The organism is Altererythrobacter sp. H2, from assembly GCF_035319885.1.
Classification (GTDB): domain Bacteria; phylum Pseudomonadota; class Alphaproteobacteria; order Sphingomonadales; family Sphingomonadaceae; genus 34-65-8.
In genome coordinates this window covers 26,558-38,470 of record NZ_CP141285.1, presented here as the reverse complement: position 1 = coordinate 38,470, position 11,913 = coordinate 26,558, and the positions used below count along the sequence as shown (strand labels likewise).

The following is an 11,913-nucleotide window of genomic DNA, read 5'->3' as shown; positions in this document are numbered from 1 at the left end:
CCTTGAGAATCAAGGCCACAACCGAGGCGCAGGGGCTCCGCACATTGCCGCCCTTTATCTTGCCCTCCAGCTTCCCCCTTCAGAAAGTCAGCCCTGCTCCCTTCCGGCGCTGCGAAAGCGTGCGCCGAAACCCGCCAGAGCGCGCGGGAGCCGCTCATGGCGGGGAGCGGCCGGAAAGCGGGACGAACAGGCCGTTGGAAGGTGGAGCAGCATCGGCCATGAAAAGCCCGGAGCGGTCGTCGGTCGGCCGCTCCGGCTGCGCGTCGGACGCCGTGCGATCGGCGGACGGTTGCGCGGTCGAAAGCGCCCCCGGCCGCACCGCGAACAGCGCCGCGCGACGCCATGCGAAGGGATCGGACGGCGGTGCGGCGGCAAGCTGGCTGTCGTCCGAACCGCCCCTGATCGACGCCAGCTTTGCGAGATAGGCGCGCGTCTCGGTGGGCAGCGGACGGCCGCGCGACAGATGTTCGTCGTAGCGGCCCGGCCCGGCATTGTAGGCCGCCAGCATCGCCGTCACGTTGCCGTAGCGGTCGTGCATCTCGCGCAGATAGGCCGCGCCCGCCAAGATGTTGTCGCGCGGATCGAACGGATCGGAGCCGAGGCGATGGCGCGTGCGCAGGCCCGCCCAGGTGCCGGGCATGATCTGCATGAGGCCCATCGCCCCGGCCTCCGAGACGGCGCGGACATCGCCGTTGCTCTCGACGCGCATTACGGCCCATATCCAGCGTTCGGGGATGCCGAAGCGCCGGGCCGCGTCCGCTACATGGTCCGCATAGGAATGGCGTGCGGTCAATCGCTCCGGCGGCGTGTCCTGCGCCAGCGCGGCAACGGGCGCAGCGCCCGGCGCAAGCAGCAGCAGGACCGCGAGCATGGCGGCCGACCCGCCCCCGCTCCGCCGCCAGCCTGCCAGCGTGCTCGCTCCGGTAAAGGGTGCGCGCGATGCGCCGGCCGGGGGCCGCCCTTGACCTTCGCTGCGCGCGCCGGCCGGCCTGCGACCGAGCGGGACGGAGGGATGAGACGGCCTTTCCGCGAGCAGAGGGATGATCGGGGACGGCACCGATCAGCTCCGATCGTCGCGCGGCCGGGGGCGTTTCCACGACAGCCGGAACGTCCGCCCATCATCATCGGCGCGGAACAGCACCGGCCGGAACGCCGCCGGGAAAAGCGGGCTGTCGATCTCCAGCGCAATGTAGTCACCGGCGCGCTCGCCGACCCGTTTCCACGCGCCCCCGACTTCGGGGCCGTCCTCGTCGTCGAGGTGGACGCGGTAATCGGGCGCGTTTTCGGCGTCGCTCGGATCGAGCGTGACCAGCACGATTTGTTCGTTGATGCCGAAATAGCGGGCGCGGCCGGCATAGCCGTTGGTGGTGGATTCAAAGATATTCACTTGCATGGCCGATCTCCTTGGCTTCGGGGGTGGAAGGTGTTGGGGACGGCGCGCGCAGCCAGAGCGGCGTGGCGCGTCCGATGACGGCGGAGGCCGGCAGCGGGCCGAAATAGCGGCCGTCCAGACTGTCGGGATGAGCGGGATTGAGCAGCAGCAGCTCGTCCGGCCGCAGGGTGCGGCATCCCTGCCAGACCGGCAGCGGACGGCCCTGGCCGTCACGCGCGCGGGCGATGGCGACGCGCCGGGCATCGACGCTCACGGCATCGCCGTTCCTGCACACGCGCTGCCCGGCCTTCGCCGCGACATGCTTCAGGAGCGGCACGCCCTCGGGCAGATAGCCGCGCGCCGCCAGCCAGCGGGAAAGTTGCTCGGGCGGCGCCATGGCGACCAGCGCGCCGGTGGGCGGGTCGCGGTCGGGATGGATGCGGTAGAGCCCGATCGGCGCGCTGGCGCTGGCGTTCCAGATGACGCGCGGGAGCGGATCGGCGACGGCGACGGCGACGAAGGCCGCGGCGAAGGCGGACGCGGCGATGGCCGTCGCCATGACAGTGCGGAGGCGCTTCATCCTTCGATCTCCCGGCGCTTGAGCCAGGCGCAATGGCGTGCGATCGTGTAGAGGCGCGGCTGATGGCCGGCTGCGATGCGATTGTGGACGTGCCGCCAATGGTCGGCCGCCGCGTCGCAGGGATCGACGCCGGCCGCCTCAACCGCGTCGATTGCGGCGAGCACCTGCTGGACCTTGGGCCAGCCCTCGATCTTGAGCAGGATGTCGCCGCCTGGCCGCACGAACGGCAGCGTCGCATAGGGCTCGTTGGCCGCGACCGCGCGCACCACGTCGATGCGCGAGACGATCGTGCCGAAGTCGTTGGCCGCCCAGCGCACGAACGCGAAGACGGCGCCCGGACGGAAGCCGACGACGCGGGTTCGGCGCGTCAGGATGCGGTCATGGGCGATCCGGCCGAAGCGTATCCAATGTTCCAGCTTCTTCTCGATCCAGGTCAGTTCGACATGGGTGAGACCGTCGCGGGCGAGCGCGCTGAACGCGCCGCCGCCGCGCACGGCGGGGGGCCGGTCGTCGATCATGGGAGGTCTCCGGGGATGGGGATCGCTATGGGCGCGAGCCGAGGCCGGCGGCTTGTCCGCCGACCGTGCGCCGAGCCTGCTAACATGGCCGTGCTGTTCACAGCCGCGTGCGCCGTTAGCAAGAATCCGAAGGATTCTTTTCTATTAGCACCGTTAGAAGGGGACCGATTCCGCGAGGATTTCTGCGGGTTTGCGAGCATCGCGCGTTCCCGAAAGTCCGAGTCTCGCGTTCCCGATCGTCCGAATCCGTCCGTTCCCGATAGTCCGAACCTCATGGCCAGTTCTCCACAGGCTTGAGGCCGACGCGGCGCATGGCGGCGTCGAACGGATCGACGGGGATGGGGGTGAAGTTCAGCCGGTCGCGGCCGAGCGCATGTTCGAGCGTGAGGACGTAACCGGGGAGCGGTTGGCGCGCGACGATGGCGCGCAGCTCGAACGCGAACCGGCGCAGCGGCGAGAGCACGCCGGATTTGAGATAGAGATGCGGAACGTCAAAGCTCCAGCCGCCCTGCTGGCGGCCGCCATGCTTGCGCACGATGCGGTAGAGCCAGCGTTCGAGGCCGCCGGTCAGGTCGAAATAGGCGCGGTCAATGGTCAGCACGAGCGCGCGGTCGAGCACGCCGGCATAGAACCAATCGGGCAGGATCAGCTCGATGCCGAGCGAACGGCCGTTGCCGTCCGCCAGTTCCCGCCATTCGTTGATCCATGAGAACCGGTGGCGGCGGCGCTGGTGCCGCTGCCGGATCGAAGTGGCGACGGTGGTGGATTGCAGGCGGTCGAGCGCGGCCTTCAGCCGCTCGTAGCTCGCCTTGCCGGTGCCGCGCCGGGTGAACGCCAGTATCTCGTGCGGCGTCGTCACCATCAGGCGCGAGGTCGGCCGTCCGGCGTCACGCGCCTCGATGAGCTGGCTCGCCGCCCAGATCAGCACGTCGGCGTCCCAAATATTCGCCATGCCATGCTCGGGGACGGCCTCGACCGAAATCCATGTCGCGCCCATGCGGAAGTCGATGGGCGCGGTGCGGCGGGCCTTGCCGAGCGAGAAGAACGGCCAGGCCATCAAGTCCTGCGCGTCGCGGGCCGCAAGGTCGCCGGGGACCGAGCGGAACAGCTCAAGCTGCGTGCGCTCGGCGCTCGACCGGCCTGAAAGGGAGCGTGCGGTGGGCATCGGTGCTCAGCGGCGCACGCAATCGGTGGGCAAGCGCTTGGCGGGATGGACGACGCCGCTGCCCGGATCGGAGGTCGAACGGCGGGTGCCGAGCGCGGCCCAGGCGTCGAGGTCGTCGATTGCATAGACGATCCGGCCGCCGAGCCTGCGGAACACCGGGCCGGTGCCGTAGCAGCGATGCTTTTCCAGCGTGCGGGCCGAGAGGCCGAGATGGATCGCCGCGTCGGGCGTCTTGAGATAGCGTGGCGTTGTGGCGGCGACAGGCTCGGCCATGATGATCCTCCTGGTGATGGCCGGCCCCGAAAAAGGGGTTCGGCGGACAGAAGGGAATGGTGGCGAAATGCCCCCTATGCGGAGAAGGGGACGCCGGAGACTGGGTTGGGAATGTCCCCCTCAGCCGCCGCGCAGCAACCGGATGTAGCCACCATCGCGCAGTTCGATGGCTTCCTTGAGCCAGCGCCTGATGCACTTGCGCTCAGCGCTGTCCGTCCATTTGGTGGGAGTGTAACGGCGAACCTTGGGATGGATCAGAGAGGCGGCCAACTCGCGCTGGCTGGCGCCGGCGCGGCGGCCGTCGAGCACTTGCAGCAGGGTGAGGAGATGTTCGCGCCGGAAGGGCGGGGGACGCAGCGCCGGTGGGCCGGCCGCCATGCCGCTGAGGCGGCGGCACAGGCGCTCGGCGGACGCGAGGCGCGCGAGGGGATCGAGCTCGATCGGCAGCATCACCGCCATTGGGCGGCGGCACGAACCGCACACGCACAGATGTTCGTCGCCATCAGGATCGGCGAGGATGACATGCAGGAAGTCGCCCATCCTAATCTGCGCGCGAATGTCGCCCAGCGCCTCCATGTCGAGGGGGCTGGCGCCGAGGCCGGCGAGCACTGGCGCTATGATGATGCTGGCCGGTGACAGGTCGGGGCGCGCGACCGCCAGCTTGCGGTCGAAGGCTGCGCCAGGCGCGGCGTGGTAGCTGATGCCCCAGCGGTTCACCAGGGCGGCGGTCGCCTCGTCGGCGGTGGTCGCGCCGCGTTTCACGTGGCCGAGCGCGCGGGTATAGTCAGCGCGATAGCGGGCATTGCGGCTGAGATAGCCGATGGCGATGTCGGAATATTGCAGCGCCTCGTCCCCGGCTTCGTCCGGGGGCGCGCGCCAGTCCCTCTCAGGCGGCACGGCAATCCTCCCAAGCGTGGCTCTCTATGGAGCGCGTCAGGGAATGTTCTCAGCCGTGCGAGCGTCGAGAAGCCCTGCCGGGCGGAGAGGCGCATAGCGGATTAAAGTCAGCGATTTGACGAGGTTTCCGCATTTTCGACTGTGTGACCCCGGCCCGCACCTACAGTTGGGGCGGCCGCATGTAATGGCGATAGCCGGTCTCAGTCATCCATCGGGCGCGCGCGAGATGGGAATCATGCACAAGGCGGGCGCGTTCGGGTTCAGCCTCGGGTTCAATCCCGAAAATGATCCGCACGGCCTCGCGCCAGTCGGCGTTTTCGTCCGCCGCATCAAGCAGCCGCCAGTAGGTGCGGACATGGCGTTCGTCATAGTCGGTGACGTGCGGTGCGTCGGGTGCACGGTCCTCGAAAGCGGCTATCGCCATCGCCTCGTTCCGCCTTCAGCTATTGCTCCGTGCGCCCGCAGATTGATGGCTTATACACCACAATGGACCGAAGTAATCACGCCATCCACGCTATGGCCGGATGACGCGGAGAGTATAGCCGGGCGAGCATCGGCGCCCATTACTTCCGCGATTTCTCCACCGCACCGCGCACCAACATAACGCCTTCGCCGCGTTCCGAATCAAGGAAGACGATGCCCGCCTCCTCCAGCGCCTTGACCACCTGATGGCGCGTATCTTCGCGCACGGGCAGGTTATTCTCGGATTCGAGGCGTTTCAGCGCGGTCAACGCAACAAGGGCCTCGTCGGCAAGCATCTCCTGGGTCCAATTGAGAAGCGCGCGTGCGGCCCGCACCTGGCGGGAAGTAATCATGCGCGGTCACGTTCACGAGCCCGGCGCTATACGCCATCAAAACGACTATTATAGTCGTCTTGGCATAGTGGCATCAGACACCGCGAGCCGGGCGAACGCCCGGCGAGCGCGCCTCTTTCAGCGGCCGCGCGGACCATTGGGAAGCGCGGCCGCCGCCGATCCGGGGAGCGGGTCGGCAGCGTCATGCGGACGGTAAAAGCGAAACCGCAGGGCCGGACGGTCCAGCCCTGCGGCTTGAAACGGTTAACCCGTCTTGAGGCGCTGCATCCCCTCGGCCAGTGTCCAGAGCGCGCGATTGAGCGTCACATTCTGGTCGATGCCGTTGATCGGGCGCGAACGGCTGCGGCGGATACGGCCCTCGGCATTGTGCTTGTGGCCATGCAATCCGCCCCGAATGACGTTCTCCTGTATCACGTTGAACGTGGTCCACAGGCTATCGCCCCGATCCTCGTAGCGGCGCGGCGCGATGATCTGCTCGGGGGTGAGCGGGCTTTCATCGTCGCCATAGCGGGCGACAAGGCTGACCTCGCCAAGCAAGCGCTGCTCAACCTCGGACAACCGAACCTCCTTCATTGCCGCGCTGGCGTCGATCAGCCGGGGGAAGTCCTCGGCCACGGTGTAAACGCCCTCGATAATGTCGTGCTCGATATTGCCCTTGTGCGGCACGCGGACCTCCTCGAACCGCTCGCCTGCAATCATGCTGTTGGTGCAGACGAAACGCAGCATACCGGCGAACATCTGATATGCGCTGGTGCCATCGTGGCTGTTCACGATGATGACCTCGGCCGCCTCGGGCTTGCCGATACCCTCATCCCGGCGCAGGCGCAGCATGTGCTTGGCGTGGCCGTGGCGGCTGCCGTCGCGGGGGACGGACTGCACGGCGAAGAACGGGAACCATCCTTCCCGGCGCAACCCCTCAACGATGTCGATGGTGGGGACATAGACATACCGCTCGGAACGGCTGTCGTGCGCCTCGCGGGCGAAGATGGACGGGACGTGGCGATACAGCGCCTCATTGTCGAGCGGCTCATAACCGCCGATCTGATGACTGTTGCGGCCGAACCGGGTAGCAAGGTGGTGGATGGTCATGGGTCTTCCTTTCATTGGGCTTGGGTTTCCGCGCAGCGGAAGCGCCGCGCTGAAACCCTGCCCGTCGGCGAGACCGGGGGTGCAAACGGAACGCGGCTTCGCGGGGAACCGGCTGCACGGAACGCGGCTGCTGCGTGGAGGAAGCTGGGCGGAAGCCGCTTGGAGTGCGCCGGGGGCAGAGCCCCAAGCACGGCGCCGCGCGAGCGGCGCATTCGATCGAGTTACTAGGCGACTTGCATTCTCTCGATGTCGGCCGGATCAAGATACAAGGGTCGCGTAGATTGCCAGGCCAAGGGGGGCACGAAGAGTGACGCAGAAATTAGTCGGGTCAACACATCCAGATTGGCACGATATGTCTCCGTTCGTAGTTCATTTCACAAAAAAGTCCGCCCATCAGAGTGAATATGACAATTCAATATCTATTCTTTCTGAGAGGAGGGTTGAGGCACGCAATCGCTTCGGAAGCGGAAAGAATTACGCCGAATCCCCGAAATGCGTGTGTTTTAGCGAGGTGCCGCTTCATCAACTCAAACGCCTCGCAGACAAGCGAGGGTCTTATGGCATCGGATTTCGAAAAGATTTCATCGTCGCACGAGCCGGCGGACCGATCATGTATGCGTATCAAGATACGCCGCACGCACTGGCGCTGCGAGCGATGATACAAGAATCGGTCGGCGACCCCGAAAGTCCTGTCTGGAAGATCGCGCCCTTTGTCGATCAGCCGGGATTATACGGCAGCGCCTCTTATTTCTTCGAATGGGAACGCGAATGGCGGATCGTTGGCGACCTCAGTTTCGAGGAATCCGATCCAGCATTTCTCATTATTCCTGAAGGCCTGCACGATGCTGCCAAGGCTTTTTTCGAGGATGCAGAACAGGAGCAGCTCGGACCCAGCTATAAATGTCCATTCATTGATCCCTATTGGAGCTTAGAGCAGGTCAATAGCGTCCTGTTCCCGTGAGATGGCCGAGAGTGTAGCGCCCCGCTCCGTTGGATGGTCGGGGCGCTATAGGATCAGTCGGAAACCAGCTCGTAAGTGCCGCTCGTTTCGTCCTTGAACAGCCTGAGATAGACCGGCGTGCCACCAAGGAGGGTCAGCTTGAACGAGACGTAAGCCCTGTTCTCCTTGCTTGTCTTCGCCCATGCAGCGCCGAAGTCGATGCGATCGTCGTCGACTGGATGGATGCGAAAGTCAGGCGCCTTGTCGTTGTCCTTGCCTTCAACCCGGCGCAATTCAACCTGCTCACGGACTCCGAAGGAGCGTATTTCGCCGGTGTAGCCATTCTCAGTGGTGGTGAAGATGCCGCGGATCATGTCGTCAGTCCTTTCTTGCCTCGGGACCGCACCCATTGCGGCCTCGATGGCTGTCGCCCGGACGGGGGATGACCGACCTGCATCCGAAGGACAGAACGCAGTGGCTGGCGGCAGCGGGCGGCTTTTTTGCTTCGCGATGCAAAGCCGGGCTCGCCCGGCGGCGGAAAAAAGCCGCCCGCTGCTGTTGCGGGAAGGCGGGCGAACCTCGGCCAGACAAGCCTTTCGAGAGGCCGTGTGGCGGTCGTGTCGTGGAGGATCTCGGGACTAACAATGTGGTGAGGCAATCGGGCGCTTCCACGTGCGGCGATCCCGGTAATCATGCCCTGATTGGCTGATGCAGAGAGAGCATGGAACAAGGTGAAGAGAAACCACGCTGGCCCCAGTTTCCGCCCGATAGCGACATCTGTGGACGGTGGCACTGCGCTGCCGGGAAACCAGCGAGGATGACGCGCTGGGAAACAGGCTCGGATTGAAGCCGCTCGTCGGCCTACCCGCCTTGCACCTATAGGGCGAGCGTCGGCCGCTACGCCCTGACCGATGGCAATCCACGCCGCGTCTTGCCGCAATACCCTTGCATATTGTTCCTTATTTGTTCCACATTGCCACTCTCCGAATCGACAGTGTGAGGAACGGCGTATGAGCGTGATGATCCGCGGCGAAGACCGTGCCAGATTGAAAGTGACGGGGGACATCGAGGCGGAGTTAGCGGTGCCACCAGGGGCTGCTGGCCGTTGTTGGATCAGCGTTTCGGACGGCACGCTGATCGAAGCCGCTTATGTCGACGACAACGCTTGCCGTTTCGTTGTCAGTGAGGAAGGCGCAGGCATCGCGCAGATTCAGCGCGACGGTGCTGCCGATGTGCTACGGCTCGACTGGCGCGTGGAATGGGTGACGGTAGCCTCCGCAGGTAATGCGGCCCGCGCGGCACGCGGCGAGCCCCTGCCGTTGCTGCCTGGCTTGTTCGGTTGATCCAAGGCAATCAAGGCTCGGCCGATGTGACTGCGGAGTGTCCATGAGCAAATTTGTTCTGCCAATGCCCGAATATAACCGGGTCCATCAGATTATTCATGGCGTCATCAAAGATGAGGGGAATGTTGAACGTGGTTGCACGTTCTTCTCGATCGTCGGGTCGTATCTGTTGAATAAGCACTACGGAATTGCCGCCACGGCGGTTGCGGGCGGATTCGCGCTCTGTGTCGATGATGCTCCCAAGTGCATCTTCTATGGCAAGGATGAGGGCGGTAAGTTCAGTTGGGGCAACGATGGCTTCCATATGTGGGTGCAGACGAAAGATCATGTCATCGACTTTATGGCGCCGATCTACGCTGAGTCGTTCGCCATTGCCCAACCCGATGTCGTGCTCCCGCGCAAGATGTTCCAGAAACGCCTTGAGGACGACAAGCAGAGCCTGGACGATTTACAGGCTACGGGCGACTATATGGTCTTTCCTGATCCCGATCTGAGCGAGGAATTGATCGACCATTTCCTGAGCCGCCCGATCAATACCGACCTGTTGGGCATAGCCGAGGCGTGGTTCGGGAGCCGGCGCGGGAAGCAGCGGCCGACGATCAGCATGGGCAGCAACGACGGAATCGTGCGGCATCTCACATTACCCCCCACAATAGCGCGCGGAGCTTGGTAGGCATTCAACCCCGCCTATGAAACAAGAACGGCCGCGCCCGGTCAGGGCGCGGCCGCATTTTTCGGCCTCTCGTCAAAGGTAAGGCCGGGACCGCCATAGCAGCCCCGGCCCGTCACCTATTCAGCGGCTACCGCATAGTGCGACTGCTCGCCTTCCAACGGCTCCACCATATCCCCGCCGTCCTGCGCTTCGGTATTGGGGGCCTCCGCTTCGGACGGCTGCGCGTCCGTCTCGAAATCCTCCTCCTTCACCTCCACGGCCTCCGGCGCTTCGGCTTCCGGCTCGACGGTTTGCAACACAGTTGGCAACCATCCCGTTCCGGCGACAAGCCGCTCCGCCTCGTCGGCCATTGCTTCCTTCTTCAACGGCTGGATGCGCTCCGCTGCCTCCGGGGAGATGGCCTCGCTCACCGCCTGCGCGATATGAGCCTTGGTGACGCGCCCGAAATAGCTACGCGTGTTCGCGGTCCACGTCGCCGTCATGTCGAGCCCGATGGCCTGCGCCAGCCCGTCCGCCGCCTCGATGCGGGTGACGGGACGTTCCCACGGCACCTTCACCGCATTGACGGTGAGCGACACGCAATGCGCCAGCAATGCGGTGCGGCTTTCGGCGTCCAGCCCGGCGAGAAACGACCACAGGTCCGCCGTCTCACCCGGAAGCTGCTCGCCCCACTGGTCATGCCGCGCCGCCAGCGCCTCGCCCGCCTCGGTGTTCGCGATGCCCTCGGCGTGGGTGGTGAGGTCTTCGCTCTTGGCGGTGACGGTGAGACAGGACTTGCCGAACCCATGATAGAACAGGTCCAGCACCAGCGCGTGGGTCAACGCGACCATCGCCATGTCGGGCTGCTCGCCAAGGGCCAGACGAAGGCCGAGCGTCCGATGCGCCGTGAGGTCACGAATGAGGCTGTCGGAAATGGGCTTGCCCGCGTCGGCCTCCCCCAATTCCACTTCTTCGTCCGCATCCTCGTCGTGTTCGTTGGCTCCGCCGTCCTCCACACGGATGCCGTCGCTGTCGTCCTCCGGGTCCGCTTCCGGCTGCGGCTCGTCCTCGGCACGGACATAACCGCGCTCGATCTTCACCTCGCCGGTGGAGCCGAGCGAAACGAAAACGCCGCCACGCTCGATCACCGCAGGATCATAGGCAGAACGCTTGGCGCAGAGCGCATCGATCTCGTCGCTCAACGCCTGCGCCTTCGCCGCCACGGCCTCGGGCATGTCCTCATAAGAGTCATAGCCTTCGATCAGCGCATCATGGGCTTCCGCTGCCTCCGACAGCCGCACCTCGTCCTTATCGGACAGGGCGATATGCTGCGGATAATAACGCCGCATCCCATGACCGTGGGGGAAGTCGATGCTGACCTCGCCCCATTTCCAGCCCTCGGCCAGAACCTCCCCGGCGATCTCGCGCAACCGCTCCACCACAAGCGTATCGAGCAAGCCTGCATCCTCGAAGAAACCACCGTCATCCTCGGTGAACAGGTCACGGATGATCGTGCCGCCCGCCTCGACATAGGCGTCCGCCCCGATAAACACCGCCCGCCGGTCAGTCGCCGGGATATTGCTTGCGGTAAGATCGCGCCGGATGATCCACGGCTCCTTGTTCCATGACAGGTTCTCGAAGACCTGCTCCTGCCGGGCATGGTCGTCGGTGATGGTGAACGCGGCCAGTTGGTCGAGCGTAAGGCCGTCTTGCCGATACACATCCATCAGCTTCGGGCTGATCGCACCGAGACGCAGCCGCCGCTTCACCACATCAGGGGACACGCCGAACCGCGCACCGATTTCCTCCGCACCCCATCCCTTGTCGCGGGACAGTTCATGGAACCGCTCGAACTGGTCGGCGGGGTGCATCGGCGTCCGGGTGACATTCTCGTCAAGGCTGATCTCCGCCGCGTCGTTCTCGGTGTCGAGATAGCAGCGGATGGGCTGCGTCCGTTTGATCTGCTTGCGCTTGGCGCGCAGCAACTGCGCCAGCCTCCGGCCCTCGCCAGCGGTGACGAAATAGCAGCCGGTCGGCACGCCGTCCTTCGTCTCCGGTTCCACGACAAGGTTCTGGATCATCCCCTTGTGCTGGATGGACGCCGCCAGCGCCTCGATCGCTGCCTCGCCGTGCGGCACCTTTCGCGCATTCTTCGGCGACTTCTTGAGCTTGTTGAGGGGCACGAAAATCTCGATGCCCGACACCGGCTCGGCGGCACTGGTTTCGATCTGAACAATCTTGGTCATCTTCCTACTCCTTGGGTTTCCGC

The 11,913-nt window shown here is 65.0% G+C and carries 15 protein-coding genes; 3 read left to right on the top strand and 12 right to left on the bottom strand.

The annotated features are described in order from the left end of the window. Positions 1-154 precede the first annotated feature (154 nt). The 10 genes from U4960_RS00215 to U4960_RS00170 all read right to left on the bottom strand — a co-directional run bounded on the left by U4960_RS00215 (position 155) and on the right by U4960_RS00170 (position 6,709). Complete coding sequence (locus U4960_RS00215; RefSeq protein WP_230280013.1) at positions 155-871, bottom strand: lytic transglycosylase domain-containing protein; 717 nt, start codon at positions 869-871, stop codon at positions 155-157. A 189-nt stretch (positions 872-1,060) separates the two neighbouring features. After that, entirely contained in the window at positions 1,061-1,393 is a 333-nt protein-coding gene (locus U4960_RS00210; RefSeq protein WP_230280014.1) for a DUF736 domain-containing protein, read from the bottom strand. Continuing rightward, a complete protein-coding gene (locus U4960_RS00205; RefSeq protein WP_324261631.1) occupies positions 1,374-1,952 on the bottom strand; it encodes a S26 family signal peptidase in 579 nt (192 codons plus the stop codon). Before U4960_RS00205 ends, U4960_RS00210 begins: the two co-directional genes overlap by 20 nt. Continuing rightward, positions 1,949-2,470 carry a DUF2840 domain-containing protein gene (locus U4960_RS00200; protein ID WP_230280016.1) on the bottom strand — a complete coding sequence of 174 codons (522 nt, stop codon included), beginning with the start codon at positions 2,468-2,470 and terminating at the stop codon, positions 1,949-1,951. Before U4960_RS00200 ends, U4960_RS00205 begins: the two co-directional genes overlap by 4 nt. Positions 2,471-2,741: 271 nt before the next feature. Further along, positions 2,742-3,635, bottom strand: a complete 894-nt coding sequence (locus tag U4960_RS00195) for a replication initiator protein A (protein ID WP_230280017.1) — start codon at positions 3,633-3,635, stop codon at positions 2,742-2,744. A 6-nt stretch (positions 3,636-3,641) separates the two neighbouring features. Then, a complete protein-coding gene (locus U4960_RS00190) occupies positions 3,642-3,908 on the bottom strand; it encodes a helix-turn-helix transcriptional regulator (protein ID WP_300116721.1) in 267 nt (88 codons plus the stop codon). A 120-nt stretch (positions 3,909-4,028) separates the two neighbouring features. Next, positions 4,029-4,805, bottom strand: a complete 777-nt coding sequence (locus U4960_RS00185) for a DUF2285 domain-containing protein (RefSeq protein WP_230280019.1) — start codon at positions 4,803-4,805, stop codon at positions 4,029-4,031. A 160-nt stretch (positions 4,806-4,965) separates the two neighbouring features. After that, the gene (locus tag U4960_RS00180) at positions 4,966-5,229 is read right to left on the bottom strand and encodes a DUF2285 domain-containing protein (protein ID WP_230280020.1); all 264 of its coding nucleotides are present in this window, start codon (positions 5,227-5,229) and stop codon (positions 4,966-4,968) included. A 139-nt stretch (positions 5,230-5,368) separates the two neighbouring features. After that, complete coding sequence (locus U4960_RS00175; RefSeq protein ID WP_230280021.1) at positions 5,369-5,620, bottom strand: XRE family transcriptional regulator; 252 nt, start codon at positions 5,618-5,620, stop codon at positions 5,369-5,371. Between the two features lie 243 nt (positions 5,621-5,863). Continuing rightward, positions 5,864-6,709, bottom strand: coding sequence for a DUF932 domain-containing protein (locus tag U4960_RS00170; protein WP_230280022.1), 846 nt, complete (start codon positions 6,707-6,709; stop codon positions 5,864-5,866). Between the two features lie 307 nt (positions 6,710-7,016). On the opposite strand from U4960_RS00170, the gene U4960_RS00165 reads away from it, so the two are divergent. Then, entirely contained in the window at positions 7,017-7,670 is a 654-nt protein-coding gene (locus tag U4960_RS00165; RefSeq protein WP_324261630.1) for an abortive infection system antitoxin AbiGi family protein, read from the top strand. Between the two features lie 53 nt (positions 7,671-7,723). On the opposite strand, the gene U4960_RS00160 is transcribed toward U4960_RS00165, so the two are convergent. Then, on the bottom strand, positions 7,724-8,023 hold the full coding sequence (locus U4960_RS00160) for a DUF736 domain-containing protein (protein WP_230280024.1): 300 nt from the start codon (positions 8,021-8,023) through the stop codon (positions 7,724-7,726). 636 nt (positions 8,024-8,659) lie between these two features. On the opposite strand from U4960_RS00160, the gene U4960_RS00155 reads away from it, so the two are divergent. Then, a complete protein-coding gene (locus U4960_RS00155; RefSeq protein ID WP_324261629.1) occupies positions 8,660-8,992 on the top strand; it encodes a hypothetical protein in 333 nt (110 codons plus the stop codon). Between the two features lie 43 nt (positions 8,993-9,035). Continuing rightward, positions 9,036-9,665 carry a DUF2026 family protein gene (locus tag U4960_RS00150; RefSeq protein WP_324261628.1) on the top strand — a complete coding sequence of 210 codons (630 nt, stop codon included), beginning with the start codon at positions 9,036-9,038 and terminating at the stop codon, positions 9,663-9,665. Between the two features lie 116 nt (positions 9,666-9,781). Here U4960_RS00150 and U4960_RS00145 read toward each other — a convergent pair whose 3' ends face one another. After that, positions 9,782-11,890 carry a ParB/RepB/Spo0J family partition protein gene (locus U4960_RS00145; RefSeq protein ID WP_066859801.1) on the bottom strand — a complete coding sequence of 703 codons (2,109 nt, stop codon included), beginning with the start codon at positions 11,888-11,890 and terminating at the stop codon, positions 9,782-9,784. Between the last annotated feature and the right edge of the window lie 23 nt (positions 11,891-11,913).

Excerpts from the sequence above, each read along its gene's own strand:
- U4960_RS00195 (WP_230280017.1), bottom strand. The coding sequence starts at position 3,635 with ATGCCCACCGCACGCTCCCTTTCAGGCCGGTCGAGCGCCGAGCGCACG.
- U4960_RS00160 (WP_230280024.1), bottom strand. The coding sequence starts at position 8,023 with ATGATCCGCGGCATCTTCACCACCACTGAGAATGGCTACACCGGCGAA.
- U4960_RS00155 (WP_324261629.1), top strand. The coding sequence starts at position 8,660 with ATGAGCGTGATGATCCGCGGCGAAGACCGTGCCAGATTGAAAGTGACG.
- U4960_RS00215 (WP_230280013.1), bottom strand. The coding sequence starts at position 871 with ATGCTCGCGGTCCTGCTGCTGCTTGCGCCGGGCGCTGCGCCCGTTGCC.
- U4960_RS00180 (WP_230280020.1), bottom strand. The coding sequence starts at position 5,229 with ATGGCGATAGCCGCTTTCGAGGACCGTGCACCCGACGCACCGCACGTC.
- U4960_RS00150 (WP_324261628.1), top strand. The coding sequence starts at position 9,036 with ATGAGCAAATTTGTTCTGCCAATGCCCGAATATAACCGGGTCCATCAG.
- U4960_RS00205 (WP_324261631.1), bottom strand. The coding sequence starts at position 1,952 with ATGAAGCGCCTCCGCACTGTCATGGCGACGGCCATCGCCGCGTCCGCC.
- U4960_RS00170 (WP_230280022.1), bottom strand. The coding sequence starts at position 6,709 with ATGACCATCCACCACCTTGCTACCCGGTTCGGCCGCAACAGTCATCAG.
- U4960_RS00210 (WP_230280014.1), bottom strand. The coding sequence starts at position 1,393 with ATGCAAGTGAATATCTTTGAATCCACCACCAACGGCTATGCCGGCCGC.
- U4960_RS00145 (WP_066859801.1), bottom strand. The coding sequence starts at position 11,890 with ATGACCAAGATTGTTCAGATCGAAACCAGTGCCGCCGAGCCGGTGTCG.
- U4960_RS00190 (WP_300116721.1), bottom strand. The coding sequence starts at position 3,908 with ATGGCCGAGCCTGTCGCCGCCACAACGCCACGCTATCTCAAGACGCCC.
- U4960_RS00175 (WP_230280021.1), bottom strand. The coding sequence starts at position 5,620 with ATGATTACTTCCCGCCAGGTGCGGGCCGCACGCGCGCTTCTCAATTGG.
- U4960_RS00200 (WP_230280016.1), bottom strand. The coding sequence starts at position 2,470 with ATGATCGACGACCGGCCCCCCGCCGTGCGCGGCGGCGGCGCGTTCAGC.